The sequence below is a fragment of the Salmonella sp. 32082101201600294FB01SM01 genome (genome assembly GCF_017572865.1).
In the GTDB taxonomy this organism is placed as follows: Bacteria; Pseudomonadota; Gammaproteobacteria; order Enterobacterales; family Enterobacteriaceae; genus Salmonella; species Salmonella enterica.
This window is the reverse complement of sequence record NZ_JAGESB010000001.1, coordinates 953,449-976,897: the sequence shown is the minus strand read 5'-3', so window position 1 is coordinate 976,897 and position 23,449 is coordinate 953,449. Positions and strand designations below refer to the sequence as shown.

Annotated in this window: 29 protein-coding genes, 1 tRNA gene and 1 pseudogene; 11 read left to right on the top strand and 20 right to left on the bottom strand. The window is 49.0% G+C overall.

What is annotated here, in order from left to right:
• Positions 1-183 precede the first annotated feature (183 nt).
• Complete coding sequence (locus tag J4645_RS04720; protein ID WP_023208119.1) at positions 184-1,068, top strand: D-hexose-6-phosphate mutarotase; 885 nt, start codon at positions 184-186, stop codon at positions 1,066-1,068.
• A gap of 98 nt (positions 1,069-1,166) precedes the next feature.
• Here J4645_RS04720 and J4645_RS04715 read toward each other — a convergent pair whose 3' ends face one another.
• The 3 genes from J4645_RS04715 to J4645_RS04705 form a co-directional block, all read right to left on the bottom strand.
• The gene (locus tag J4645_RS04715) at positions 1,167-2,024 is read right to left on the bottom strand and encodes an aldo/keto reductase (protein WP_023263022.1); all 858 of its coding nucleotides are present in this window, start codon (positions 2,022-2,024) and stop codon (positions 1,167-1,169) included.
• A gap of 96 nt (positions 2,025-2,120) precedes the next feature.
• A complete protein-coding gene (locus tag J4645_RS04710) occupies positions 2,121-3,317 on the bottom strand; it encodes an anaerobic sulfatase maturase (RefSeq protein ID WP_023214496.1) in 1,197 nt (398 codons plus the stop codon).
• 289 nt (positions 3,318-3,606) lie between these two features.
• Complete coding sequence (locus J4645_RS04705) at positions 3,607-4,353, bottom strand: MipA/OmpV family protein (RefSeq protein ID WP_000163762.1); 747 nt, start codon at positions 4,351-4,353, stop codon at positions 3,607-3,609.
• A 426-nt stretch (positions 4,354-4,779) separates the two neighbouring features.
• Between J4645_RS04705 and yeaG the strand changes: the two genes are divergently transcribed.
• Both yeaG and J4645_RS04695 read left to right on the top strand, forming a co-directional pair.
• Positions 4,780-6,714: a protein kinase YeaG gene (gene yeaG / locus J4645_RS04700; protein WP_001518010.1), complete on the top strand. Its 1,935-nt coding sequence runs from the start codon at positions 4,780-4,782 to the stop codon at positions 6,712-6,714.
• A 122-nt stretch (positions 6,715-6,836) separates the two neighbouring features.
• Positions 6,837-8,123 (top strand): YeaH/YhbH family protein, encoded by a 1,287-nt coding sequence (locus J4645_RS04695; protein ID WP_023214497.1) that lies wholly within the window; start codon positions 6,837-6,839, stop codon positions 8,121-8,123.
• Positions 8,124-8,276: 153 nt separating this feature from the next.
• Here the strand turns inward: J4645_RS04695 and J4645_RS04690 are convergent, their stop codons facing one another.
• Positions 8,277-8,492 carry a hypothetical protein gene (locus J4645_RS04690; RefSeq protein ID WP_001542634.1) on the bottom strand — a complete coding sequence of 72 codons (216 nt, stop codon included), beginning with the start codon at positions 8,490-8,492 and terminating at the stop codon, positions 8,277-8,279.
• A gap of 302 nt (positions 8,493-8,794) precedes the next feature.
• Between J4645_RS04690 and dgcJ the strand changes: the two genes are divergently transcribed.
• Both dgcJ and J4645_RS04680 read left to right on the top strand, forming a co-directional pair.
• Positions 8,795-10,288 carry a diguanylate cyclase DgcJ gene (dgcJ, locus tag J4645_RS04685; protein WP_001048658.1) on the top strand — a complete coding sequence of 498 codons (1,494 nt, stop codon included), beginning with the start codon at positions 8,795-8,797 and terminating at the stop codon, positions 10,286-10,288.
• 49 nt (positions 10,289-10,337) lie between these two features.
• A complete protein-coding gene (locus tag J4645_RS04680; protein ID WP_023893413.1) occupies positions 10,338-10,856 on the top strand; it encodes a YbaK/prolyl-tRNA synthetase associated domain-containing protein in 519 nt (172 codons plus the stop codon).
• On the opposite strand, the gene yoaI is transcribed toward J4645_RS04680, so the two are convergent.
• On the bottom strand, positions 10,853-10,960 hold the full coding sequence (gene yoaI, locus J4645_RS04675; protein WP_023214498.1) for a small membrane protein YoaI: 108 nt from the start codon (positions 10,958-10,960) through the stop codon (positions 10,853-10,855). The genes J4645_RS04680 and yoaI overlap by 4 nt on opposite strands.
• Before the next feature lie 205 nt (positions 10,961-11,165).
• Here yoaI and J4645_RS04670 point away from each other — a divergent pair, with 205 nt between their 5' ends.
• Positions 11,166-11,612, top strand: a complete 447-nt coding sequence (locus tag J4645_RS04670) for a DUF441 domain-containing protein (RefSeq protein WP_000460698.1) — start codon at positions 11,166-11,168, stop codon at positions 11,610-11,612.
• Here J4645_RS04670 and J4645_RS04665 read toward each other — a convergent pair.
• A complete protein-coding gene (locus J4645_RS04665; RefSeq protein ID WP_000579793.1) occupies positions 11,592-12,386 on the bottom strand; it encodes a helix-turn-helix transcriptional regulator in 795 nt (264 codons plus the stop codon). The two genes, J4645_RS04670 and J4645_RS04665, sit on opposite strands and share 21 nt — an antisense overlap.
• Positions 12,387-12,486: 100 nt before the next feature.
• Between J4645_RS04665 and J4645_RS04660 the strand changes: the two genes are divergently transcribed.
• Both J4645_RS04660 and J4645_RS04655 read left to right on the top strand, forming a co-directional pair.
• Complete coding sequence (locus J4645_RS04660) at positions 12,487-13,671, top strand: CynX/NimT family MFS transporter (RefSeq protein WP_023214499.1); 1,185 nt, start codon at positions 12,487-12,489, stop codon at positions 13,669-13,671.
• Between the two features lie 118 nt (positions 13,672-13,789).
• Complete coding sequence (locus J4645_RS04655; RefSeq protein ID WP_001222532.1) at positions 13,790-14,137, top strand: DUF488 domain-containing protein; 348 nt, start codon at positions 13,790-13,792, stop codon at positions 14,135-14,137.
• On the opposite strand, the gene J4645_RS04650 is transcribed toward J4645_RS04655, so the two are convergent.
• Positions 14,123-14,434 carry a hypothetical protein gene (locus J4645_RS04650; RefSeq protein WP_000487129.1) on the bottom strand — a complete coding sequence of 104 codons (312 nt, stop codon included), beginning with the start codon at positions 14,432-14,434 and terminating at the stop codon, positions 14,123-14,125. The two genes, J4645_RS04655 and J4645_RS04650, sit on opposite strands and share 15 nt — an antisense overlap.
• A gap of 68 nt (positions 14,435-14,502) precedes the next feature.
• Positions 14,503-14,754 (bottom strand): DUF333 domain-containing protein, encoded by a 252-nt coding sequence (locus J4645_RS04645; protein WP_000673492.1) that lies wholly within the window; start codon positions 14,752-14,754, stop codon positions 14,503-14,505.
• 195 nt (positions 14,755-14,949) lie between these two features.
• On the opposite strand from J4645_RS04645, the gene J4645_RS04640 reads away from it, so the two are divergent.
• Positions 14,950-15,048 carry a YoaK family small membrane protein gene (locus tag J4645_RS04640; RefSeq protein WP_001589065.1) on the top strand — a complete coding sequence of 33 codons (99 nt, stop codon included), beginning with the start codon at positions 14,950-14,952 and terminating at the stop codon, positions 15,046-15,048.
• Positions 15,049-15,186: 138 nt separating this feature from the next.
• Here J4645_RS04640 and J4645_RS04635 read toward each other — a convergent pair whose 3' ends face one another.
• From J4645_RS04635 to J4645_RS04610, 6 genes are all read right to left on the bottom strand, one after another.
• On the bottom strand, positions 15,187-15,435 hold the full coding sequence (locus tag J4645_RS04635) for a GlsB/YeaQ/YmgE family stress response membrane protein (RefSeq protein ID WP_000512149.1): 249 nt from the start codon (positions 15,433-15,435) through the stop codon (positions 15,187-15,189).
• A 313-nt stretch (positions 15,436-15,748) separates the two neighbouring features.
• Positions 15,749-16,390 (bottom strand): hypothetical protein, encoded by a 642-nt coding sequence (locus tag J4645_RS04630; RefSeq protein WP_023214501.1) that lies wholly within the window; start codon positions 16,388-16,390, stop codon positions 15,749-15,751.
• A gap of 229 nt (positions 16,391-16,619) precedes the next feature.
• On the bottom strand, positions 16,620-16,802 hold the full coding sequence (locus J4645_RS04625; protein ID WP_000513733.1) for a DUF1869 domain-containing protein: 183 nt from the start codon (positions 16,800-16,802) through the stop codon (positions 16,620-16,622).
• Positions 16,803-16,804: 2 nt separating this feature from the next.
• Positions 16,805-17,167, bottom strand: coding sequence for a DUF1971 domain-containing protein YeaR (gene yeaR, locus J4645_RS04620; RefSeq protein WP_001248994.1), 363 nt, complete (start codon positions 17,165-17,167; stop codon positions 16,805-16,807).
• 171 nt (positions 17,168-17,338) lie between these two features.
• Positions 17,339-17,977 (bottom strand): leucine efflux protein LeuE, encoded by a 639-nt coding sequence (leuE, locus tag J4645_RS04615; RefSeq protein WP_000457186.1) that lies wholly within the window; start codon positions 17,975-17,977, stop codon positions 17,339-17,341.
• A 196-nt stretch (positions 17,978-18,173) separates the two neighbouring features.
• Positions 18,174-18,719, bottom strand: coding sequence for a chorismate mutase (locus tag J4645_RS04610; RefSeq protein WP_000617984.1), 546 nt, complete (start codon positions 18,717-18,719; stop codon positions 18,174-18,176).
• An 82-nt stretch (positions 18,720-18,801) separates the two neighbouring features.
• On the opposite strand from J4645_RS04610, the pseudogene J4645_RS22165 reads away from it, so the two are divergent.
• Together J4645_RS22165 and J4645_RS04605 are read left to right on the top strand one after the other, a co-directional pair.
• A pseudogene (locus tag J4645_RS22165) lies at positions 18,802-18,956 on the top strand (hypothetical protein).
• A gap of 78 nt (positions 18,957-19,034) precedes the next feature.
• A complete protein-coding gene (locus J4645_RS04605) occupies positions 19,035-19,283 on the top strand; it encodes a biofilm/acid-resistance regulator YmgB/AriR (protein ID WP_000208086.1) in 249 nt (82 codons plus the stop codon).
• A gap of 254 nt (positions 19,284-19,537) precedes the next feature.
• On the opposite strand, the gene J4645_RS04600 is transcribed toward J4645_RS04605, so the two are convergent.
• The 6 genes from J4645_RS04600 to J4645_RS04575 form a co-directional block, all read right to left on the bottom strand.
• Positions 19,538-20,386 (bottom strand): MerR family transcriptional regulator, encoded by an 849-nt coding sequence (locus J4645_RS04600; protein ID WP_000190269.1) that lies wholly within the window; start codon positions 20,384-20,386, stop codon positions 19,538-19,540.
• Positions 20,387-20,454: 68 nt separating this feature from the next.
• Positions 20,455-21,048: a helix-turn-helix transcriptional regulator gene (locus J4645_RS04595; protein ID WP_023214502.1), complete on the bottom strand. Its 594-nt coding sequence runs from the start codon at positions 21,046-21,048 to the stop codon at positions 20,455-20,457.
• Positions 21,049-21,192: 144 nt separating this feature from the next.
• Positions 21,193-21,981, bottom strand: a complete 789-nt coding sequence (gene aadA / locus J4645_RS04590) for a cryptic aminoglycoside nucleotidyltransferase ANT(3'')/ANT(9) (RefSeq protein WP_023214503.1) — start codon at positions 21,979-21,981, stop codon at positions 21,193-21,195.
• Positions 21,982-22,089: 108 nt separating this feature from the next.
• Complete coding sequence (gene zinT / locus J4645_RS04585) at positions 22,090-22,737, bottom strand: metal-binding protein ZinT (protein WP_001537483.1); 648 nt, start codon at positions 22,735-22,737, stop codon at positions 22,090-22,092.
• Positions 22,738-22,848: 111 nt separating this feature from the next.
• A tRNA-Arg gene (locus tag J4645_RS04580) sits at positions 22,849-22,925 on the bottom strand.
• Positions 22,926-22,933: 8 nt separating this feature from the next.
• A complete protein-coding gene (locus J4645_RS04575) occupies positions 22,934-23,260 on the bottom strand; it encodes a four-helix bundle copper-binding protein (RefSeq protein ID WP_023136871.1) in 327 nt (108 codons plus the stop codon).
• Between the last annotated feature and the right edge of the window lie 189 nt (positions 23,261-23,449).

The following is a 23,449-nucleotide window of genomic DNA, read 5'->3' as shown; positions in this document are numbered from 1 at the left end:
ATCAGGGATGTCCCTGGCCGTAGGTTACCTACGGTTGTTCAAATTCGTTCCCGATGAATTTGTCGTTCACTTGCCGCGTTACTCGGCCTGCGGCCCCGCCTCTACGGGCCAGCGCAAGCACTGGTCAAGGCACAAGCGCCTTGTCATGCAACTCGAATTATTTAGGGTTAAGAGGATTGCGTAATGATTAATAAAATTTTTGCCCTCCCGGTTATCGAACAGCTTACCCCTGTCCTTTCCCGTCGTCAGCTTGATGACCTGGATCTGATCGTCGTTGACCATCCGCAGGTTAAAGCCTCTTTTGCATTACAGGGCGCGCACCTTCTCTCCTGGAAACCCGTTGGCGAGGAAGAGGTATTGTGGCTCAGTAATAATACGCCTTTCAAAACCGGCGTGGCGCTACGCGGCGGCGTACCGATCTGCTGGCCCTGGTTTGGACCTGCGGCTCAACAGGGTCTGCCGTCACACGGCTTTGCGCGTAATCTACCGTGGGCGCTAAAAGCGCATAATGAAGATGATAATGGCGTAATGCTGACATTTGAGCTGCAAAGCAGTGAGGCCACCCGGAAATACTGGCCGCACGATTTCACGCTGCTGGCACGTTTTAAAGTGGGCAAAACCTGTGAAATTGAACTGGAAGCGCATGGCGAGTTTGCAACCACATCCGCGCTCCACAGCTATTTTAACGTTGGCGACATCGCCAACGTTAAGGTCAGCGGACTCGGCGATCGGTTTATTGATAAAGTTAACGACGCTAAAGAAGATGTCCTGGCCGACGGTATACAAACCTTTCCGGACCGTACCGATCGCGTTTACCTCAATCCTGAAGCATGTAGCGTGATCCACGATGCGACATTAAACCGCACGATTGATGTGGTCCACCACCATCATCTTAACGTCGTAGGCTGGAACCCTGGCCCGGCGTTGTCCGTCAGCATGGGCGACATGCCGGATGACGGCTATAAAACGTTTGTCTGCGTTGAAACGGCTTATGCTACTGCGCCGCAACAAGCCACAGAAGAAAAACCCTCTCGTCTGGCGCAGACTATCTGCGTCGCAAAACGCTAAAAGTGAATGGATAACGGCGTTGCTATAGGCTCTGGAAGGCGTCAGCCGCCATCAGGCATGACCTGCCGGATGGCGGCACTTACACATTTTATCCGGCGTCACACCATATCCAACGCGGTTTTCCCTTTTGGCGCAGGCCAGGCGTTGTCCAGTAAGGCAAGTTCGTTTGCTGACAAGGTAATCTCAAGCGCCGCCGCATTTTGCTTCACGTGTTCTGTACTTCCGGCTTTCGGGATCGCCATCACGCCCGGATGCGCAATCACCCACGTCAGTAAGATTTGCGCCGCCGTAGCGTTATGCGCTTGCGCAATTTCATTCACCACCGGATGATTCAGTAAACCGCTACGTAATCGGCCAGCCTGCGCCAGCGGGCTATAGGCCATCACTGGCATTCGCTGTTGTTGACACCACGGCAATAAATCATACTCAATACCGCGTGACGCCAGATGATAGAGCACCTGATTTGTCGCGCATTGCTGTCCCCCAGGGATGCGCCACAGCGCCTGCATATCGTCATAAGCAAGATTAGAGACTCCCCAACGGCGAATTTTCCCCTGCGCGATTAGCCGCTCCATACCTTCAACGGTCTCTTCGAATGAAAAGTTTCCGGCCCAGTGCAATAGATAGAGATCGAGATAATCTGTTTTCAGACGACGCAGGCTTTCCTCACAGGCGGCAACTATCTTCTGGCCGCCAGCGTTCCACGGGTACACTTTTGACACCAGAAATGCCTCATCGCGTCGCCCTGCCAGCGCCTCGCCCACGACCTTTTCCGCCCCGCCGTCGGCATACATTTCCGCCGTATCAATAAGGCGTAACCCCAAATCCAGCCCCACGCGCAGCGCCGAAACCTCGCGCTGACGTTGATCCGCGCGCTCGCCCATATACCATGTTCCCTGTCCGATGGCAGGAAGCGTCACCTGCCCGCAAAACGTTACGTTTTTCACTGATTTCATTTCCTTTTCAATGTCACTCGACGGTAAAACAATACAGGACTCTTAGACCCTACGGTAATGTCCGGCATCATACCGCGCAAGGGGGCGATTTTCTTGTCACTGACGAACGTCATCCGCAATCATGTCGACGATGCGGGTAATATGCGCGGCGGGTCGCTGATTCAGTAATAATTGACGCATCACATTCATATAGGGCGTCACATGTTGAAAGAACTCCAGATATCCTTTACAGAGATAATTTTGCCGTTCGCCGCCGTCCATGCAAATTCGATGTTTCGGACAACCGCCGTGACAGGCAAAGCGCCACGTACAGTTCTGGCAGCGTGAGGAAAGGTTTGCTTTAGCCGCGCCAAACTGCTGCTGAAAAGAAGAAGCCGCCATTTCTTCTAAAGAGTGTTGCTGCAGATTGCCCAGTTTATAGGCGGGAAAAACAAAATGGTCACAGCTAAACACGTCGCCATTCTGCTCCACCAGCAAACTTTGCCCGCAGGTCGACTGCATCGTACAAAGCGTGGCGGGCTCCCCCATCCAGACGCCAAGTAAGTTGTCAAAAAGCTGTACGAATATGCGTCCGACATCGTGACGTATCCATTGATCAAAAACATCGCACATAAAGGCGCCCCACCCTTCAGGCGTGACGGAAAAGGGCATCAGCGAAGGCGAATCCTCATTGTCAGATAACGTCAAAGAACGCTGCGTTTTTTGCGCGAGCGGCTCAACAATGGGAATAAATTGCAGGTGTTTACTTTCCAATTCCTGCGTCAAAAAATGATAAATAGCGTTGCCATGACGGCATGACACATCATTCACGACAGTGAGCGTGTTGAACTCGACATCATTTGCCTGCAGAAGGCGGATAGCATTAACGACACGGGAAAAAGACGCCCGCCCTGACGGCGTTTTCCGGTAATTATCATGAACGACTTGCGGCCCATCAATCGATATACCAATCAGGAACTGGTGCTGCGCAAAGAAAGCCGCCCATTCTTCATTGATTAATACGCCATTGGTTTGCAGACTGTTGTAAATAGTTTTGCCGTTGGCATAGCGTTGCTGCAAGCGCACCACTTTTTGGTAAAAAGAAAGACCGCATAGCGTCGGCTCTCCCCCCTGCCAACAAAACGAGACCGCTGAGGATGGCGTATCATCAATTACCCGGCGGATATACGTCTCCAGCACATCGTCAGACATGACGCGCTGGCCCCGGGGTTTATCAAGATAGAAACAGTACTTGCACGATAAGTTACACAGACTGCCGCTGGGCTTGGCTACGGTATTGAATACTATGCTCATTCGTCTTACTCGCTGTGAAGAATGGGTATAGCATAAGCGGGACGTGACAGGGCGATATCAGCCAGCATTGCAACAATTATTACGCTAATTGTTAGCGCAGTTGTAATCACCTGGATTTTTCATATAAAAGGCTAGTTTTTTAAATTGATGTAACAAAGTATAAATCACATAAGGCTGCGCCATACCCGGTCAACAGCGCATTTATGCAAGCCGCCATGTTCGCGTTTCAGACAGCACAAAGCCTGCATAACGCAGGCTTTGTCATGGTTTTTCTGGCAAATTCAATCAATCAGAATCTATAGGTCACGCCAGTAGAAAGGATACCGGTCCAGGATTTATCCACCATCGGGCTATCGGTAATTTCATCCGACAGACGGGTGTAGCGCGCAGTACCATATACGCTCCAGTTACCGGCGAAATTATAGTTAGCGCTCAGTTCAAGATACGGGTTCCAGCTATCGTTCGGGTTATAGCCGCGCAGGCCGCTACGCGAAGATTCTTTACGTGATACGCCGTAATAGTAATCGTTCTGGTTCTCGCTATTCCATTCAACCCCGATACCTGGCGTTAAGGTCAGCCCGCCATTGGTATACCGATAAAGCCAGGCCAGATCCCAGACAATACCGTTACTGTTATCCAACGTATCCCCTGCCAGTGAGGTACGCAGGAATCCATACTGGGTGTGATGCGCGTAAGAAACGCCCGCCATCATAGTACTTTTACGCCTGTCCAGACGACGCAACTGATGGTCATCGCTGTCGCCCGGTTTGAAGTACATCGGGGACCAGTATGCCATGATTGACAACTTATCGGCATTGTCATTCCACAAGTAGTAGCCGCCGCCCAGACCACGGAACCAGAAGTTTTCGCTTTCATAAGCGATGACCGGTATCGGATAAACATCGCTATCGTAATCTTTATAAGGGTGTTCAACCACACCAACGCCTGCGCCCAACGTCAGGTTGCTTTCAGCGTGCGCGACGCTGGCGGATGTTGCAATAAACACGCCAAGAGCCAGAAGTTTAAGTTTGGTCACAATCCATAATTCCTTATTTAAATGTTCTGCGGCAAAAGTGTAACCGCCAATACCTGTAAGCCCAACTATTTTACACAATGTAACCGTTTAATATCACCATCACCGATTATTTTCAGATGATCGGTTGATGATCGTTATGTGACCGGGAACGCTTTTTCTGATATCCACCAGCCTTTTCTACCTGATGAGTTATTGATATGTCATCGAAATCCACTGACGCGTACAGGCAAGTTTTGCAAATGCCATCTACGCTTAATGTTAAGAAGGTGTATCACCGGACACGTTGATCTTCTGGCCAATAAAATGGCATGAGAGTTGCTTTTTTTTCCTTAGCAGAGACGGCGTTCAGTCTACCTCTTCCGGGAGCCTCTACTATTCATATGAACGGCTCTTAACATGTGCGAAAAAACGAAAGGATGGCATATCATGAATATATTCGATCACTATCGCCAGCGTTACGAAGCTGCCAAGGACGAAGAGTTCACACTGCAGGATTTTCTTACCATTTGTCGGCAAGATCGCAGTGCTTATGCCAACGCGGCAGAGCGGCTATTAATGGCTATCGGCGAGCCTAATATGGTCGACACTGCCCAGGAACCCCGACTTTCCCGACTCTTCTCCAACCGGGTTATTGCTCGCTATCCTGCGTTTGAAGAGTTTTACGGCATGGAAGACGCGATTGAACAGATTGTCTCTTATCTGAAACATGCGGCGCAAGGGCTGGAAGAGAAGAAACAAATTCTCTATTTGCTGGGACCTGTGGGGGGTGGCAAATCATCGCTCGCTGAACGGCTGAAATCGCTAATGCAGCGCGTGCCAATTTATGTTTTAAGCGCCAACGGCGAGCGTAGCCCGGTCAACGATCATCCGTTATGCCTGTTTAATCCGCAGGAAGATGCGCAGATTCTGGAAAAAGAGTACGGTATTCCGCGCCGCTATCTCGGTACGATTATGTCCCCGTGGGCGGCCAAACGCCTGCATGAGTTTGGCGGCGATATTACTAAATTCCGCGTGGTGAAAGTCTGGCCCTCCATTCTGGAGCAGATTGCCATCGCCAAAACGGAACCCGGCGATGAAAACAACCAGGATATTTCGGCGCTGGTCGGCAAGGTGGATATTCGTAAACTCGAACACCACGCCCAGAACGATCCGGATGCGTATGGTTACTCTGGCGCGCTGTGCCGCGCTAACCAGGGGATCATGGAGTTCGTCGAGATGTTTAAAGCGCCTATTAAGGTGCTGCACCCCTTGCTGACCGCAACTCAGGAAGGTAACTACAATGGTACGGAAGGTATTTCCGCCCTGCCCTTTAATGGCATCATACTTGCCCACTCAAACGAATCTGAATGGGTGACTTTCCGTAACAATAAAAATAACGAAGCGTTCCTTGACCGTGTCTATATTGTGAAGGTGCCTTATTGCCTGCGAATCTCCGAAGAGATCAAAATCTACGAGAAACTACTTAATCATAGCGAGCTGGCTCATGCGCCCTGCGCGCCGGGCACGTTGGAAACGCTTTCGCGTTTCTCAATTCTTTCTCGCCTGAAAGAGCCGGAAAATTCCAGTATTTACTCGAAAATGCGCGTTTATGACGGTGAAAGCCTGAAAGATACCGACCCCAAAGCCAAATCGTACCAGGAGTATCGCGACTATGCGGGCGTGGACGAAGGGATGAACGGTCTCTCCACCCGATTCGCCTTTAAGATCCTCTCCCGCGTATTCAACTTCGACCATGCGGAAGTGGCGGCAAACCCGGTACATCTGTTCTACGTTCTGGAACAACAAATCGAGCGTGAGCAGTTCCCGCAGGAGCAGGCTGAACGTTATCTGGAGTTCCTGAAAGGCTATCTGATCCCGAAATACGCCGAATTTATCGGCAAGGAGATCCAGACGGCCTATCTCGAATCTTACTCTGAGTACGGGCAGAACATTTTTGATCGTTACGTGACTTATGCGGATTTCTGGATTCAGGATCAGGAGTATCGCGACCCGGATACCGGTCAACTGTTCGATCGCGAGTCGCTGAACGCCGAACTGGAAAAAATTGAAAAACCAGCGGGTATCAGTAACCCGAAAGATTTCCGTAATGAGATAGTAAACTTTGTCCTGCGCGCCAGAGCCAACAATAGCGGCCGTAATCCAAACTGGACCAGTTACGAGAAGCTGCGCACGGTGATTGAGAAAAAAATGTTCTCTAATACTGAAGAGCTGTTGCCGGTCATTTCTTTTAACGCCAAAACGTCGACTGACGAGCAGAAAAAGCATGACGACTTTGTCGATCGGATGATGGAGAAAGGGTATACCCGTAAGCAGGTTCGTTTGTTGTGCGAGTGGTACCTGCGCGTGCGTAAATCGTCGTGATGTTAATGCCCGGTGGCGCTTGCGCTTACCGGGCCTACAAAGTAATGTTCTGTAGACTGGCTAAGCGTTAGCGCTATCCGGCACTGACAGAACAGGCGCTCAGTTGGCAGTACGGGGGGCATATGACCTGGTTCATAGACCGACGTCTTAACGGCAAAAATAAAAGCACGGTGAATCGCCAGCGCTTTTTGCGTCGTTATAAAGCACAAATTAAGCAGTCAATTTCCGAAGCGATTAATAAACGCTCTGTGACCGATGTCGACAGCGGAGAGTCCGTCTCTATTCCAACCGATGATATTAGCGAACCGATGTTTCATCAGGGGCGCGGCGGTCTGCGCCATCGCGTCCATCCGGGTAACGATCACTTTATCCAGAATGATCGCATTGAGCGTCCGCAAGTCGGTGGCGGCGGCGGTTCCGGCAGCGGTCAAGGTCAGGCCAGCCAGGACGGCGAAGGCCAGGATGAGTTTGTTTTTCAGATTTCAAAAGATGAGTATCTGGATCTGCTCTTTGAAGATTTAGCGCTGCCTAATCTGAAGAAAAACCAGCATCGCCAGCTTAACGAGTATAAAACTCACCGCGCCGGTTTCACCTCAAACGGCGTGCCGGCCAATATCAGCGTGGTACGTTCGCTACAAAACTCTCTGGCGCGCCGTACAGCAATGACGGCAGGAAAACGCCGCGAACTGCACGCGCTGGAAACGGAACTGGAGACCATCAGCCATAGCGAACCAGCGCAACTGCTTGAAGAGGAGCGGTTACGTCGGGAGATTGCCGAACTACGGGCTAAAATCGAGCGAGTGCCGTTTATCGACACCTTTGATTTACGCTATAAAAATTATGAAAAACGGCCTGAGCCCTCCAGCCAGGCGGTGATGTTCTGTCTGATGGACGTCTCGGGTTCGATGGACCAGGCAACCAAAGATATGGCCAAGCGTTTTTACATTCTGCTTTATCTGTTTTTGAGCCGAACGTATAAGAACGTAGAAGTGGTTTATATCCGCCACCATACCCAGGCGAAGGAAGTGGACGAACATGAGTTCTTTTATTCGCAAGAGACCGGGGGGACGATTGTCTCCAGCGCGCTTAAACTCATGGATGAAGTGGTTAAAGAGCGCTACGACCCGGGGCAGTGGAACATCTATGCGGCGCAAGCGTCAGACGGTGATAACTGGGCCGACGATTCACCGCTGTGTCATGAGATTCTGGCGAAAAAGCTGCTGCCGGTAGTGCGCTATTACAGCTATATCGAGATTACCCGCCGCGCCCACCAGACCTTATGGCGCGAGTATGAACATCTGCAGGCGACGTTCGATAACTTCGCCATGCAGCATATTCGCGATCAGGAGGATATTTATCCGGTATTCCGCGAATTGTTTCAGAAACAGAGCGCCAATCAAAGTGCATAACCCTAAACCTGCCCGTTGTTATTACGGGCAGGTTTATTAGCAACTTAACGTTCACCCTTCGCGACTGATATCATTATTCGCGTATAGCGTGAATGAAGCTGTTCTGACCTATGTTACAAATTGATTCGTTAGCGCTATGCCTTTGCGTTAATATTACAAACACCACGGCCATTCCATGCCTGGCAACGGCGGCAACTCCATACCATCTGGATCAAAGAGAGTACACCAGTGTACATGTTCACCAACGGGCTTAACTTCAGCTGCTGGAACTCTTTCAGGCGCCTGGTCGTCTGCCATAACCGATGCGGAAAAACCCGCCGCCAATAATGTAAAAAGCGAGATAGCAGCCATTTCTTTCAACTTTTTCATCATTCCCCCTACAGGAATAAGAGAATAACTAAATTATCCTTACCGCTCGACGCTCCTTTCACTGTAATAATAATGGTTTTCCTATTTTTAAAAGAAATAACGTAACATCGTTACCTGAAAATTTACTTTCGCTACCATTAATAACCATTGAAAATATCAACACATCGAATTATTGCCGCAATTAAACCGAGAATGATTTTTATTCCATAACATCAACACGTTTTATTTTTAAACAGTCTATTAGAGGAATTCTCATCGCTATGGTAAACTAACGCATCCGACTTTCAGGGCTGTAGTTCATCATGAATTTGCATCATAAAGCGCTCAGGCACTTTATCTCGGCAAGCGTCATCGTTTTGACATCGTCCTTCCTGATTTACGAACTTATTGCCAGCGACAGGGCAATGAATGCCTATATGCGTTATATCATGGAGAGAGCCGATTCGTCGTTTTTGTACGATAAGTACCAGAATCAGAGCATCGCCGCACATTTGATGCGAACTTTTGAAGCGCCGGGAGACCCCGTCACCGCAGAAAAACGCCGCGCGTTTTGCGACGCCTTTGAGGCTATTAACGGTACGCACGGTGTCAACCTGACCCGGCATAATTACCCGGCGCTACATGGCACCCTGCAAACCGCCGCTACACAATGTACCGATAATCTTGATGACGCCCTTTTACTGCCTGCGTTTGATCAGGCGGTAAGCATCAACCGTTCGCAGGACGACCACAGTCACGGGCTGGGCACACTGGAGCTTAAATTCCGTTATTACGTTGATTTAAATAAACATTATGTCTATTTCTATGATTTAATCAACTCACGGCGCTTCGCCATGCATCGTTGGACTTTTTTACAAAAAGGCACAATGGGTATTAACAGAAAAGATATAGATAAACTTTTTACCGGCCGTACAGTTATTTCAAGTATTTACATGGATGATATTACCCAGGAAAACGTCATGAGCTTTTTAACGCCAGTCTATCTGGCGGGAACGTTAAAAGGTATCGTGATGGTAGATGTTAACCAGGATAATTTAAAAAATATTTTTTATACCCAGGACCGTCCGCTGGTTTGGCGTTATCTTAACGTAACACTAAAGGATATGGACTCCGGAAAAGAAATTATTATTAATCAAAGCAAAAATAATCTGTTTCAATATGTGAATTATAGCCATGATATCCCTGGTGGGCTGCGCGTTTCGTTGTCCCTTGATTTAACCTATTTCCTTGTCTCGTCCTGGAAAGCGCTGGCCTTTTACTTACTGGCAACGGCGCTCCTGCTTAATATGGTACGGATGCACTTTCGGCTTTATCGCAACGTCACACGCGAAAATATTAGCGATGCCATGACCGGGCTTTACAACCGTAAAATATTAACACCAGTGCTGGAACAGCGACTGCAACGCCTGGTCAATACCGGGACGCCGGTGACATTTGTCGCTATTGATTGCGATAGGTTAAAACTGATCAACGATACCCAGGGGCACCAGGAAGGCGACCGAATTATTACCCTGTTGGCGAAAGCGATTAAAACATCGATTCGTAAAAGCGATTACGCCATCCGCCTCGGCGGCGATGAGTTCTGTATTATTCTTGTTGATTACGCGGCGGATTTGGCTATCCATCTGCCGGAGCGTATTATTCGTAACCTGCAAATTATCGCACCGGATAAGACAGTCCATTTTTCTGCCGGGATTTATAATATGCAGCCCAATGATACGATTAATGATGCCTACCAGGCTTCCGATGCGCAGCTCTATCTGAACAAACAACAAAAACAACATCGTTCATCATAGTGCTTCGCAGTAAATGTTCATATTGCACCAGGAGTGAGAAATGGCCGAAATGACTGAAGTCGCGAAGGGTGTCGCTACACACCAACGTTTAGTGGCTTTATTAACCCAGGAGAACGCGCGCTATCGTGTGGTTAGCCATGAAGCGGTAGGGAAATGCGAAGCGGTATCTGAAATACGCGGTACTGCGCTGGGCCAGGGCGCAAAAGCGCTGGTCTGTAAAGTCAAAGGCAACGGCGTCAACCAGCACGTTCTTGCTATTCTGGCGGCCGATCAGCAAGCCGACCTCTCTCAGCTTGCTTCACATCTGGGCGGCTTACGCGCTTCCCTTGCCAGCCCGGCGGAAGTCGATATGCTGACCGGCTGCGTTTTTGGCGCGATCCCGCCTTTCAGTTTTCACCCCAATCTGAAACTGGTCGCCGATCCGCTCCTGTTTGAGCGTTTCGATGAAATTGCTTTTAATGCCGGCCTGCTGGAAAAATCAGTCATTATGAATACACAGGACTATCTGCGCATCGCCCGACCAGAACTGGCAGTCTTCCGCCGCTTTCAGTCATCGCCAACGGCTTAGAGCCTATCCCCTTCAAGGAGCAATACAGACACAACGATAATGATAAAAATGGCGAAAAACGACGCCATTATCATCAGCGCTTCAAGAAACGGTGGATCGTACATAATTGTATCCTCAGGAAGACAACAATGACGGTTCACCTGTTAGCAATACGCGGCGTTGATGGCAATTTAATGACAACGCCGTTTTTCACGTAGAGATTGTCTTTCAGGCAGTTGCCTGAAATTCGCATCAATCGTTAAAAAGGCCTGTGCGCTTTGCCGTTTGGGCGTAAAGTAGTCAGGCTTACTTTTTGGCAAGGAAACCATAATGTTTGATGTCACTCTGCTGATCCTGCTCGGACTGGCAGCTCTGGGATTTATCAGCCACAACACCACTGTCGCCGTCTCAATTCTGGTGCTGATTATTGTCCGCGTAACCCCGTTGAATACCTTTTTTCCCTGGATTGAAAAACAGGGACTCACCGTCGGGATTATCATTCTGACCATCGGCGTGATGGCCCCTATCGCCAGCGGAACCCTACCGCCCTCCACATTGATCCACTCTTTTGTGAACTGGAAATCGCTGGTCGCGATTGCCGTCGGCGTTTTCGTCTCCTGGCTGGGCGGTCGCGGCATTACGCTGATGGGAAACCAACCGCAGCTCGTCGCCGGGCTGCTGGTCGGTACGGTACTTGGCGTCGCGCTGTTTCGCGGCGTGCCGGTCGGCCCACTGATTGCGGCGGGGCTGGTCTCTTTAATTGTGGGGAAGCAGTAACTCGCCCGTCAGATACTGGCCTGGCGTCTGCCCCAGGCCTTTTTTAAACATGGTAATGAATGCCGTGGTGGAATCATAACCCAGCATTTGCGCCGTCTGCTGTACATTACGTCCCGCGATCAGCGCTTGTAGCGCCAGAATTAATTGCAACTGATGACGCCAGCGACGAAAGCTTAGTCCCGTCTCTTTGACGACCAGCCGGGCAAGGTTACGCTCGCTCATCGCGAATACGCTGGCCCACTGCCCTAACGTATTCCATCGCGCGGGCTCCTGCGCCATTGTCTCAACCATTTGGCGAATTTTCGGATGCCCCGATACCGGTAATTGTAATTGTTCCTGCGGCTGCTGCGGCAGTTCATCAAACAACACCTGAATAAGGCGCTGCGTTGGCATTTGCGCTCTTTCGGGATCGGTTCTGCGCGCCAGCGACAAAATCAACTCCCGGCATAACGGCGAAATTTTCAGCGTGCAGCAACGCTCCGGCATGACGACCGCTGCAGGTTCAATAAATAAAAAGCACAGTTCCGCCCCTGCGGTCACATGATTACTGTGCGGCAGCGAGCCGGGGAGCCAGACGGCATACTGGGGCGGAACCATCCACATCGCATTTTCCACCTCGCAGGTAATCGCGCCGTGCAGAGCGAGAATCAACTGTCCCTTGCGATGCTGATGGCGAGGGCTAAACAGTTCATCATCCCTGGCGCGAATACAAAAGGCCACAGCGGCATCGTGGTGAAGGTCGGGATCGTAACCGTCCAGTCTCAGGCCAATCATTATATTGTCCGATTTTAGCGATAAATTGTCATTTTAGCTTGATTCATCCAAACAGTAAAAACTGTTAAGGTATCGCCTCGCCTGACGAGATGAGAAAACGATGACGACAGCCCTTTCACCACGCGGCAAACAGGGCGCTTTACTGATTGCCGGTATTTTGATGATAGCCACTACGCTGCGCGTAACATTTACCGGCGCTGCGCCGTTGCTGGAGACAATCCGTTCGGATTACGGTCTTTCCACCGCCCAGACGGGCCTGCTAACAACCTTGCCGCTTCTGGCGTTTGCACTGGTTTCGCCGCTGGCGGCCGGTATTGCCCGCCGGTTTGGGATGGAACGCAGCCTGTTTGCCGCAATGCTGCTGATTTGCGCGGGTATTGCCCTCCGCTCCCTGCCCTCCGCTACATTATTGTTTGCCGGAACTGCCATTATTGGGTGCGGGATAGCGCTGGGTAATGTGCTGCTACCAGGATTGATTAAGCGCGATTTTTCACAACATGTCGCCAGGCTGACGGGCGCGTACTCATTGACGATGGGCGCCGCCGCCGCGTTGGGGTCTGCGCTGGTGGTTCCGCTGGCGTTGCACGGTTTTGGCTGGCGCGGCGCGCTGTTAATGCTAATGCTGTTTCCGCTGTTGGCGTTTCTTATCTGGTTGCCGCAGTGGCGCACTACCCGCTCAGCTAACCTGAGTAGCTCCCGGGCATTACATGAACGCGGTATCTGGCGTTCGCCTTTAGCCTGGCAAGTTACGTTGTTTCTTGGGCTTAACTCACTGATTTATTATGTGATTATCGGCTGGTTACCAACAATACTCATCAGCCACGGTTACAGCGAAGCACAGGCAGGATCGCTACATGGCCTGCTGCAACTGGCGACCGCGGCGCCTGGGTTAGCCATTCCGCTTATTTTGCATCGCCTTAACGATCAACGCTGGATTGCCGCGCTGGTCTCACTATTGTGCGCAGTGGGCGCGGCGGGGCTTTGGTTTGTGCCGGGCCAGGCGATCATCTGGACGCTACTGTTCGGCTTCGGTTCAGGCGCGACGATGATCCTCGGCCTGACGTTTATCGGCCTGCGCGCCAGTTCGGCGCATCAGGCGGCGGCGCTTTCCGGCATGGCGCAGTCGGTCGGGTATTTACTGGCGGCATGTGGGCCGCCCGTCATGGGAAAACTTCATGATGCCAGCGGTAGCTGGTATCTACCGCTGTCAGGCGTGACGGTTCTGGCTATCATCATGGCGATTTTCGGCCTCTACGCCGGACGCGATCGAGAGATAGCGTCATAAATAAACCTGATACCCACTTGAATGCCTGATGACGCTTCGTTTATCAGGCCTGATCCATTAAAATCATTACCGCTATCCGACAAAAGTACCGTAAGCGACACCAACACAGGAGGGAAAAATGCGAATCCAGTGTAAGCGCGTCTATTTCCCGGCGGAAAAAGACGATGGTTATCGGGTATTGGTTGACAGGCTATGGCCGCGAGGCATTAAAAAATCGGCGCTGGTCTATGATGAATGGAATAAGGCCATTACGCCCTCAACCGAATTGCGCAAAGCCTTTCATAGCGAACTGATTGATTTTAACCACTTCGCGCAGCAATACCGGGCAGAACTTGCGCAACAGCATCAAGAAGGCAAACGGCTGGCGGATATTGCCCGACACCAACCGCTAACGTTGCTATACGCCGCTAAAGATACTCGCCAGAACCATGCCATTGTGCTGGCGGAGTGGCTACGAGAGCTGTGATTGTCGTGCCGCCGCCTGGCCTGGTTGTCTGTCCGGGGACAACGGCATCAAATGTTCTGCCCGCACCCAGGCAAAACCGTGCTGACCATCGGCGGAGGCTACGTCGCCCGTAACCAGCCACAGCGCCCGAGGCGCTTCTTTCGGCAGTAAGGTAACGTGTCCATTTACCGGGTTAATGAATTCATCTCCGGGTTGACACAGGCAAAATAGCTCAACCGACTTACCTATATTCCGCCGTCCGGCGGGTGTTTTAGCGCCAATAACTATTGCCAACGCGCCCGGCTTTAACTGAAACATATTTTCTTGCGCCGCATGAAACTCATTATCAGATTGTTCTTAATCATATCCCGTCGGACCGCAGGTTGTCACTTTTTCGTATCAGGGTGCTCTCTGCGCCATAATGTCCACTCATCAATGATTTCGCCATTGGGCAATTTGCAATCGGAACGCACGCCTTGTGGGGTCTGCACCGGCATCAGCGTACCGCCTTGTTGCTCACAGTAGACGGCTGCCGGATTAGGCATCCCAATGCGCGGCGGCCTGGGGGCGTTGGGTTGCGACGATGAACAAGCGCTCAGCAGCAATACGCCTGGCAACGCAATCCACGTAAATTTCATAACGACTCCTTAAAGCGATATTTTGTCCAGGATAACCTGGCGGGTACGCTATTTCCATACTTTCTGTCAGCGCTTTAGCGGGTGTTTATCCCGGGTTAAGTCAGTAATAGCCACGCCCTGTCACAAAGTAACCGACCTTTTGTCGCTGAGAAAACCCTGCTATTCTGGCACCCCCTGAACAGTGAAGGTAATAGCATGAGAGTGGGTATCCTCTTCCCTGTCGTCATTTTCATTACGGCAATATTATTTTTGGCATGGTTTTTTATTGGCGGTTACGCCGCGCCGGGAGCATAACCATGAGGAAAACAACGATGGTGTTGATGGGCATCGCGCTAATTGCGGCGGCGGGTACCGAACTGGGCTGGTGGTAAATTCATTTTGAATAATAAAGGCTACCTGTCGTAGCCTTTATTATCTCTGAAAGTTCTGCGTTTAGCTTTTGATTTTTCTGTAGATTAACAGCACGACAATCGCGCCGATCACCGCGACTGCAAAGCTGCCGAAGTTGAAACCATCCACTTTGCCAAAGCCAAAGAACGTACTGATCCATCCTCCGACTACCGCACCAACGATCCCCAGAATGATCGTCATAAAGAATCCGCCGCCATCTTTACCTGGCATGATCCACTTAGCCAAAATACCCGCAATAAGTCCAAAAATAATCCATGAAAGAATGCCCATTTTTTCCTCACTTATGTCTTAACGTTAGCGGTTTATTTGCCGTTAAAAAGAATAGCACATCGTCAGGAAAGTGAAGTTTGTGATATCTATCACCTTTTAGCGTCGTGGATAAAAGCGCATAAATATCAGGGTTGCAATCATTAATGATAACGATTATCTTTATCAATACCGAGTAGTTGAGTTTATAACCCACCTGTTCGGTACGACATTGCTCACATTGCTTCCAGTATTATTTGCCCGCCTCACCGAGTGCGGGCTTTTTTTGCTAACCGCTATCTATCCCATGCCGAATTCATGGTCTTTTTCAGCCGCGCTATTTTGCGTGATACGGGGTCATCTCCAGCGCAGTACATTCATCCTGCTTGTCCTGCTGCATAAAACCCACGGTCACCATAAACAAACCGATCATAAATGGCACTTCATAAAGCTCTTCAATCAAATCTGTGTAACGCGCGTTATGCAGGAATATCGGCGACAACCACCGATGATGCTCGACAGTGTCGGAAATCAGATATGAACATGCCGTCACGGCAAACAGCCACAATGGCAGAGAAACGTCCCGCAGACGACGAACAATCTCCTTACGTAGCCCGGCAGAAAACAGGACTGGCAAGACTAACGCAGCAATTAATAGCACTGAAATCATTCTGAACAGTATACGCGGCTCGTCAGGGAAATAGTCACGCCCCCAACTGGTGCTTCTACCCAGCAGTACCAGCCACCAGACAACAGCCCATAGCCAAAACTGCTTTGCCCCTTCGGGACGGGAAAGTGGCCGTATATACCAGGCGGTAAATAGCGCCCCAAACAGTAACCATAACGCTTGTCCGTTTTCAATCCATCGGACCACCACGCCGTTAAGCAAAGGCAATTGCCAGTCCGCCGTAAACGGGATGACCACAGCGGCAAGCGCAAGAGTAAGTGCTGACGAAGTTAATCGGGTATCGAGTTTCATGATCATAAGACTCTTCTGGTTTTTAATACCCAATCATAAGTTTTATGAATACGCCCTCATTAGCAAACAATGCGATATTCTTAATGTTTTCTTAATGTTTCTTTTCAACCCATGTCTGATGTAAATAAACAGCGCTTTTCAATACGCAAAAACCGCATCACGCTGGCGACGCGTGATGCGGTTTCTCATTTAAAAAATCAATTTATATCAAATAGATACTACAAGATCCTTACCAACCGCAAACGTCGTGTTCGTTTTCGGTATCGTAGGAACGCACGGTATTGACCAAATCCTTCACAACTTCTGCTGCAACTTCAGGTACCAGCAACGTCATCGGTGCTTCCGTTTCATAGTCCACAGAGACGCCGTTGCTATTATTCGTGACCGTGACGGTATAAGTAGCTTTTCCCATTATTATTTTCTCCCGGCATGAATGACTTTTCGTGAGGTCGCCCCTTCCATCAGTACTTCCGGCGCGACAAAAAAGTCGATGTTAAAATAGGTATCATCCGTCATGACCTCAATATTGTGCCACTTTTCCGGAGGAAACACGCCAAACTCGCCGGCATTGATCACCATGATCTCTTCCGGCTCAGAGCAATGTTCATCAGCGTATCCGAGATATTTGACCGCCCCCTGCATCACCGAGAGGCGAGGATAAACGCCGGGTCGCGTTCCCTTATCAAGGTGGCGTTCGAAAATTCCGGCAGGCGCCGTCTCTTTGTTCCAGAATGGCGTGGAACGTGTATGAATATGATTTTGTGGAATTTGCCGCATTTGCTTCCCTCTTCCCGCAAGTTACTCAGCGATAATCTCATCGCTGTCGTAAAAAGGTTACGCTCCAAAAACAGCATTTTAAATACCATTTATTGGTTACTATTTTGCTGTTTTCCACGCCATAAAACCGAAAGGAGAGCAATAACCCGCCGTTGACGACGGGTCCAGGGGTTAAGACTGGAGCGTTGCCAGCCGGGCGGCAAATCCGACGAAAAGAAGGCCAATCAAAGAATTGCCCACTTTTGCCAGTTTCTTTTTGGTACCAATATAGTGGGTTACAAAAGCGCCAGAAAGAATTAAAAAGCTCAGATAGCAAAAACTGACGATTTCAAGGGTGGTCGCCAAAATAAAAAATGACACCCCAGTATGCGGCGCAGTAACGTCAATAAATTGCACAAAAAAGGAAACATAAAAAAGTATGGCTTTAGGATTAGTCAGGCTAAGAATTAAAGCACGCTTAAAAATAGCGCCAAAAGGAACTACCGTTTCCGTCGCCGCCCCCCCCTTTGAGGTCAGCGTGGCGTAAAGGATTTTTGCGCCAAGGTAGAGCAGATAAAACGCGCCGAGATAGCGAACAATGTTAAACAGAACCGGCGTTGTTTTGATCAGCGTCGCCACGCCCGCATACGCCAGAAACATTAATATCGCATCGCCGATAAACACGCCGCATGCGGCAAGATATCCTCCTTTAACCCCGCGTCCCACGCTGTTTTTAAGCACAAAAAGCGTATTCGGCCCCGGTACCAGAACGATAAAAATCGCCCCAACCAGGTACGTCCAATAATTCAGAACACCATACTCCGCGAACACATTAACCTCTTCCTGAAAACATTTACGCTTAGCTGCGAAACAGTATGCTAACGAATGCACCGGAAGATGGGAAGCGAAACCACGTCCCTCCAGCCGCTATTCCGCCACGCTTATATCCACATCACCCAAAAACGTTCTTGTATCGCGCCCCCCGCAGGCAATCACCAGGTATTGGCCCACGTTTCCTCATGGGGAATTAACGCGCGCGTCGCACCAAAGACAGAGATGCCAACACATCACTGATATCGCTCTCATTCAGATTCGGCGCATTAAAGTGCGTTCTCAGCCACACCATATCCTCATGGCTGAAAGCGCCGACCATCAGGCGCTGGCTGATAATGATCAACATTTGATTATCAAGTTGTCGAATACGTTGCCGGGTGACCGACAAGGTTTGTATAGGAAAGGAGGGTTCTGGGCCGGTTCGCCACTGCGCTAAATAGCGGTACTGTATCGCTTTACTGGCATCCATTAGCGAACGAATAAAAGGGGTTATCGAATGCGGGTCCAGACCGTTATTTTTCGCTTCTTCTTCAGCCTCGGCAAAAACATTTTGTTCACGCGTGAAATCCTCTATCGGCAGATGGTGCTTCATTTTATAAGCAGCCACATCTTTCATTAATAACATGCGTTCATTGAGCGCGGTTAAGAGTGCGCCAAGCGATACCGACGTTACCGAATCGGCAAAAGTGGTGCTGCACATCAATAAAGAACAAAGAAAAATGGCGATATGACGAATCATTAATCAACCTCCTTTTACGGAGGCCTGACAGTAATTTACCTTTATTAAGATAACATTAAGTAATTATTACAGATTGGTATTAATGCTTATTCGTTTAAACTGGAGTGATAAAAAGAACAGGCCGTTGATTCTGCGGAATCTTCACCTTCACTTAAAGTGCATAAAATATACAACAAATCACACAAATGTGATGCACATCACGTTTTTATGATTTTTTATTACGGTTTTATGATATAGGTCTAATTTTAATAGGTCACTAATTTCTCTCCCCCGCTCAGGGAGATCGGCTTCAATTTACATCGAATATGGTGAAATATGACTACCATTACACTAGTCAACGAACAAAATAGTACTGGCAATCCTTTTTCTGCACATATGTTATGTGAACAGCGAGCTATTCAGGAAATTACTTACGAACTATTGCAATCGCAGCAGCATGTCTCAAATAAAGATATCATCGCCAAACTTATTGAAAAACTGGAAACAGAAAAAGACGTAGTGCAGCTTGATATTTACCGTAATGCCTTAGAAGCCGTTTTGTTTCAGACACCTGACGACATCTAATATATACCCAAAATAATTCGAGTTGCTTAAAGGCGGCAAGGGAGTGAGTCCCCAGGAGCATAGATAACTATGTGACTGGGGTGAACGACAAATCTGCCGGGAGCAGATTTGAACGTCGCGTGCGACGGCCCGTCAGGGCGAGGCCCATGGATGGGCCGAGTAATCCGTAGCCAACACATAAGCAACTTGAAGTATGAAGGGTATAAACAAGGGAGGGGGTTACTCCTCCCCTGTTCGTTAATAATGCAGATGCCTCAACGTGCGGTGCCTGATTTTTCGTAGCCGTTTGCATGGATTTGCGGTGCAACATGCTGCATGCTTTCTGGCATCTCATGCTGCCGGTATACGGCTGGCAGTAATGTTAAGCCTGAGCCATTTTTCACATGAAGACTAAATTTACCCGATTCTTTTAACGCCTGAATAAGATTTTCCTGGGCGGGAGTTAATGTCTCATCATGCCACAGAACAATATGCTCGAAAGACGTTGATAAAAGATCGGGCATCGGCGCCTGCCAGGGGATGACTTCAACTCGCATACCTTCACTACAATATTTAATCGTTTCCAGCCATAGCTCAATGGGGTCGTTCAGCGAAAACGCAGCAATAAGCATTGTGCCTGCTGGCGCCTTTCGTACGCTACTTAGCTGGAACGTGGCGTATTCAATAATCGCAGTATCCAGTAATGCCTTTTCAAATCGGCGTGCATCATCATCGCCTGCGGACAACCACAGCCGTAAAGGACGCAGTATTGACTCAATTACGATACACGGCGGAATTTCCCGACCATAACGCCAGAGTAATTTTCGCAATTTGGCGGGTTCGAATTTTCTACACTGCGCTAAAATCTCTTCCTGGTAGAATAACCATCCCGAGCGGCAATGCGTTTCTTCACCATAGAGGGCAGGTTTAATCTCTTTTAATGAGAAGCCTTTGCTTAACGCGTCGATAATATGCTGTATTCTGATAGCATCTTCTATGCAATAAAAACGATTGCCAACTTCATCTTTGGTAGGTTGAAGCAGGCCATAGCGTTCCCAGGACCTGATATTTGCTGTTGTGACACCACACTGCGCCGCCATTGCGCTAATACTAAAAGTAGCCATGCCTGTCTGGCCTCATGATGATGTAAGAAAGCATAGTGAACCTAAACGCCATCAGAAGCAAATCATTATTAAGCAATGACCTTACTATTTACACGTGAAATTACATTATCGACATTATTTATTGTCAGCCAGTGCGTAAAGGCTTTAGAGACGGACAGTATTTGATAATCCAGAACTGTTCTACAACCTAATTTAGTCAGAACATGGTAGCGTACTGAGTAAATAGTTTTTAAATGTACATTCAGCTCACAGCTTATTTGTCGGATATCCATTCCTTTAACAAGCATCGCCAAAACATTTCTTTCATTCGCCGTTAATCTGACTTTCTCTGACCTGGGAAAAAATTGACCAGCAGCGGCCAAAATCAGTAATTCACGCCACTCAGCTATAGAGGCATCGACCTTTATTCGATATATGGCATGATGTTCATCAATAAAGTTATATTCATTATGGGTAACAATCCCAATGAGTACCGTTTTAAATGTGGAAGTAATATACTGCTGTACTGTGTAGTAATCGTCGATATCAAAAATAATATAATTTACGTTGCCAACTATTATTGCGACGTCCTTAAATAAGGACTCCAGACCATAATTAAGAAACAGGTTTTCGCTCAATAACCTTGTATCTGTCTTTAAAACAGATGATGCGGAACCAGTCATATCCACCTCAACAAAACGAGAGCCATGTGGGAATATCCATTCGATGGCCCGCATAAGATCATCTGCTTACTTCAGCGATGAGAACCTATTAAGTAGTAGTTGAGGAACGCCGTTTGCGCAACCTGACAGACGTCCTGGGGCATCTTATGTGAACTGCGTGGGGATGTGCGTTTTGGCAAAATCCACAAAGCGTACGACCGCAGGCAGCAAAATATGCCAGTCCTTTTGCTCCAGACCTAAATATTCACGCTGCGCCGCACGCAACGTAGCAGCATACTCTTCCGGCAACTGAGGTAACAGCCAGTCAGCCGCCGCATCCTTAGAGGTAAATTTCCCGGTAGAAAGGGTGTACCAGATACGCGCCAGGGTTAAAACGATATGATACTCATCTCCCTGCACATCTGCCGTGGATTGCCAAAGGTCGAGGGGATAACGCAAGGCCTTCAGCAACTGCGCCGCAGGGGCTGGCGTGAACAGCCGTTCCGCGCGTTCGCCCTTTAGCGGTATACTGGTTTCCAGAATTTGGGTTATCAGTAACACCATGTCCCAGTCCTGTTGCGCTGGTTCATAAATCCCCTGACAAATGTCCTCTCTTAGCCACTCGCCAAATTGCATTTCCCGGGAAGGTGGAAAACACCAGGGAACCAGCTGCGAATAAAGCACGACAGTGACCTCCAGAGCGCGTTTTTCTGCCGACGCCCCCGGCGGCGATGAAAGCGCCAGCAATTCCTGCATCAGCATTGCGCGTTGAGTCTCCGTCAGCGGCTGACATATTGTCACCAGCAGATCAATGTCGCTGTTTGGCTTCAGACCGCCCGCGACAGCGGAACCATATAAATGAATAGCACGCAACGTATCGCCTGTGACACGAGTAATCAGGCGACATGCCGCTTCCGTTTGGCATTGAATCGAGGGCGGTATGGACAGCGTCATCATCGCTCCGGGGGCGCAGGTATTTTTTATATTGATTGCCAGAAATATGGCATAACGGCAGAAAAAAAGCTCGCTATTCATAGCGAGCTTTTAACATTGCAATCAGACTTAATGATGTAGCATTTCGTCAACGACCTCATTCGCCTTTAACTGATAAGGATAATAGGTAGGCCAGTTTTCCATCTCTTGCAACAATGCCTGCTGCGAGGTATTTCCCATAAAGATATGGAAATGCGCCGATTTGCGCGGGGCAATGATATGATCGCTAAACTGAACATATTTAGGCGCTTTGCTATTCGCATCTTTACATTCGAACAGATAGCGCACCCCTTTTTTACCCGATGCGTAAGTCAGAATTTTATAGCCGGCATAATTGTATTTACAGGATGCAACGTTATTGTCGCGATGGAATTCTATAACGCCATTTTCAATGCCGATAGTCTCAACATTCGTCGCGTATCCTTTGCGATAATACGCTTTAATATCCTCAAACGTTTTCTCCGGGTCTTTCTTCGCCTTTTGCCTGAAGACAGGGTCCAGTTCGCCGCTGACCAGATAAGGATAGACGGATTGCCACATACCATCCCAGTCGGTGAGCGCGCGATCGCGTACATTAGCGTCATCAAACACGCCCGCTGCCGCTTTTTGCTCAACCTCCGTCATCGGCGCGCCATGAGCATGATGACCATGCGCGAAGGCAGGACTATTTACCAACAGCATTCCCAGAAGCATTGTCAGTTTTTTTAAATGAATCACCAAAACGTTACCCTCATCTTTTTTAGAAAGATGATTGTTATATTATAACATTACATTTATTTCAACAAAAACTCAGCGGCCACCGCGCAGGTGGCCTTTTTTGATATCAACTGGTCCGCCATCGAGGAATTGAACCCCGAACCTTAGAGGTAGAAGCTCTATGCTCTATCCGGTTGAGCTAATGGCGGAAGAAAAATTACGCGGCCATTTTAAGGCAGACGTCTGCGCATTGGCTGCATGCCCGCGCACAATTCTGGCAATGGTCGTGATCGTGCCTTGCACACTCTTCGGCGCAGGCTTTGCAGATATCCGCGCACAGGCGGCATAATTTTTGTGAGTACTCGCTTTCCAACGCCATAAATTGCGCCGCCAGGCGACAAATGGCCGCACATTGCATATCTAACTGGATGCAGTGCTTCATCATTTCGACGTTATCTTCACGCAGACAAGAAGAGGCGCAGATATCACACGCCGCCGCGCATTCATAACACTGCTCAATACACTCACGATGTTCTTGTTGCATAAATGACTCCTTATTTTATTAAGAGGAGTAGATAAGTCTGCACAGAAACGCCGGGATAGCCAAACGGCTACCCCTCTTTTTCATACTTTTTGAACAAAAGTGCTGAATAAAACAGCAATAGTAAAGCCGGAAATCGGCCTCCGTGATGTGACGTCTATACTGTAATGTTCATCTGCTTTTCATCGGAGG

Bases quoted from the DNA above. Each gene is read 5' to 3' on its own strand.
- yoaI (WP_023214498.1), bottom strand. From the start codon at position 10,960: ATGTACGATCCACCGTTTCTTGAAGCGCTGATGATAATGGCGTCGTTT.
- dgcJ (WP_001048658.1), top strand. From the start codon at position 8,795: ATGAATTTGCATCATAAAGCGCTCAGGCACTTTATCTCGGCAAGCGTC.
- J4645_RS04640 (WP_001589065.1), top strand. From the start codon at position 14,950: ATGAGAGTGGGTATCCTCTTCCCTGTCGTCATTTTCATTACGGCAATA.
- J4645_RS04655 (WP_001222532.1), top strand. From the start codon at position 13,790: ATGCGAATCCAGTGTAAGCGCGTCTATTTCCCGGCGGAAAAAGACGAT.
- J4645_RS04680 (WP_023893413.1), top strand. From the start codon at position 10,338: ATGACTGAAGTCGCGAAGGGTGTCGCTACACACCAACGTTTAGTGGCT.
- aadA (WP_023214503.1), bottom strand. From the start codon at position 21,981: ATGACGCTGTCCATACCGCCCTCGATTCAATGCCAAACGGAAGCGGCA.
- J4645_RS04715 (WP_023263022.1), bottom strand. From the start codon at position 2,024: ATGAAATCAGTGAAAAACGTAACGTTTTGCGGGCAGGTGACGCTTCCT.
- J4645_RS04665 (WP_000579793.1), bottom strand. From the start codon at position 12,386: ATGATTGGCCTGAGACTGGACGGTTACGATCCCGACCTTCACCACGAT.
- J4645_RS04645 (WP_000673492.1), bottom strand. From the start codon at position 14,754: ATGAAATTTACGTGGATTGCGTTGCCAGGCGTATTGCTGCTGAGCGCT.
- yeaR (WP_001248994.1), bottom strand. From the start codon at position 17,167: ATGCGGCAAATTCCACAAAATCATATTCATACACGTTCCACGCCATTC.
- J4645_RS04670 (WP_000460698.1), top strand. From the start codon at position 11,166: ATGTTTGATGTCACTCTGCTGATCCTGCTCGGACTGGCAGCTCTGGGA.
- J4645_RS04650 (WP_000487129.1), bottom strand. From the start codon at position 14,434: ATGTTTCAGTTAAAGCCGGGCGCGTTGGCAATAGTTATTGGCGCTAAA.
- J4645_RS04630 (WP_023214501.1), bottom strand. From the start codon at position 16,390: ATGAAACTCGATACCCGATTAACTTCGTCAGCACTTACTCTTGCGCTT.
- J4645_RS04720 (WP_023208119.1), top strand. From the start codon at position 184: ATGATTAATAAAATTTTTGCCCTCCCGGTTATCGAACAGCTTACCCCT.
- J4645_RS04695 (WP_023214497.1), top strand. From the start codon at position 6,837: ATGACCTGGTTCATAGACCGACGTCTTAACGGCAAAAATAAAAGCACG.
- J4645_RS04625 (WP_000513733.1), bottom strand. From the start codon at position 16,802: ATGGGAAAAGCTACTTATACCGTCACGGTCACGAATAATAGCAACGGC.
- J4645_RS04595 (WP_023214502.1), bottom strand. From the start codon at position 21,048: ATGACTGGTTCCGCATCATCTGTTTTAAAGACAGATACAAGGTTATTG.
- yeaG (WP_001518010.1), top strand. From the start codon at position 4,780: ATGAATATATTCGATCACTATCGCCAGCGTTACGAAGCTGCCAAGGAC.
- J4645_RS04635 (WP_000512149.1), bottom strand. From the start codon at position 15,435: ATGGGCATTCTTTCATGGATTATTTTTGGACTTATTGCGGGTATTTTG.
- J4645_RS04660 (WP_023214499.1), top strand. From the start codon at position 12,487: ATGACGACAGCCCTTTCACCACGCGGCAAACAGGGCGCTTTACTGATT.
- J4645_RS04690 (WP_001542634.1), bottom strand. From the start codon at position 8,492: ATGAAAAAGTTGAAAGAAATGGCTGCTATCTCGCTTTTTACATTATTG.
- J4645_RS04575 (WP_023136871.1), bottom strand. From the start codon at position 23,260: ATGCAACAAGAACATCGTGAGTGTATTGAGCAGTGTTATGAATGCGCG.
- J4645_RS04600 (WP_000190269.1), bottom strand. From the start codon at position 20,386: ATGGCTACTTTTAGTATTAGCGCAATGGCGGCGCAGTGTGGTGTCACA.
- J4645_RS04710 (WP_023214496.1), bottom strand. From the start codon at position 3,317: ATGAGCATAGTATTCAATACCGTAGCCAAGCCCAGCGGCAGTCTGTGT.
- J4645_RS04610 (WP_000617984.1), bottom strand. From the start codon at position 18,719: ATGATTCGTCATATCGCCATTTTTCTTTGTTCTTTATTGATGTGCAGC.
- J4645_RS04605 (WP_000208086.1), top strand. From the start codon at position 19,035: ATGACTACCATTACACTAGTCAACGAACAAAATAGTACTGGCAATCCT.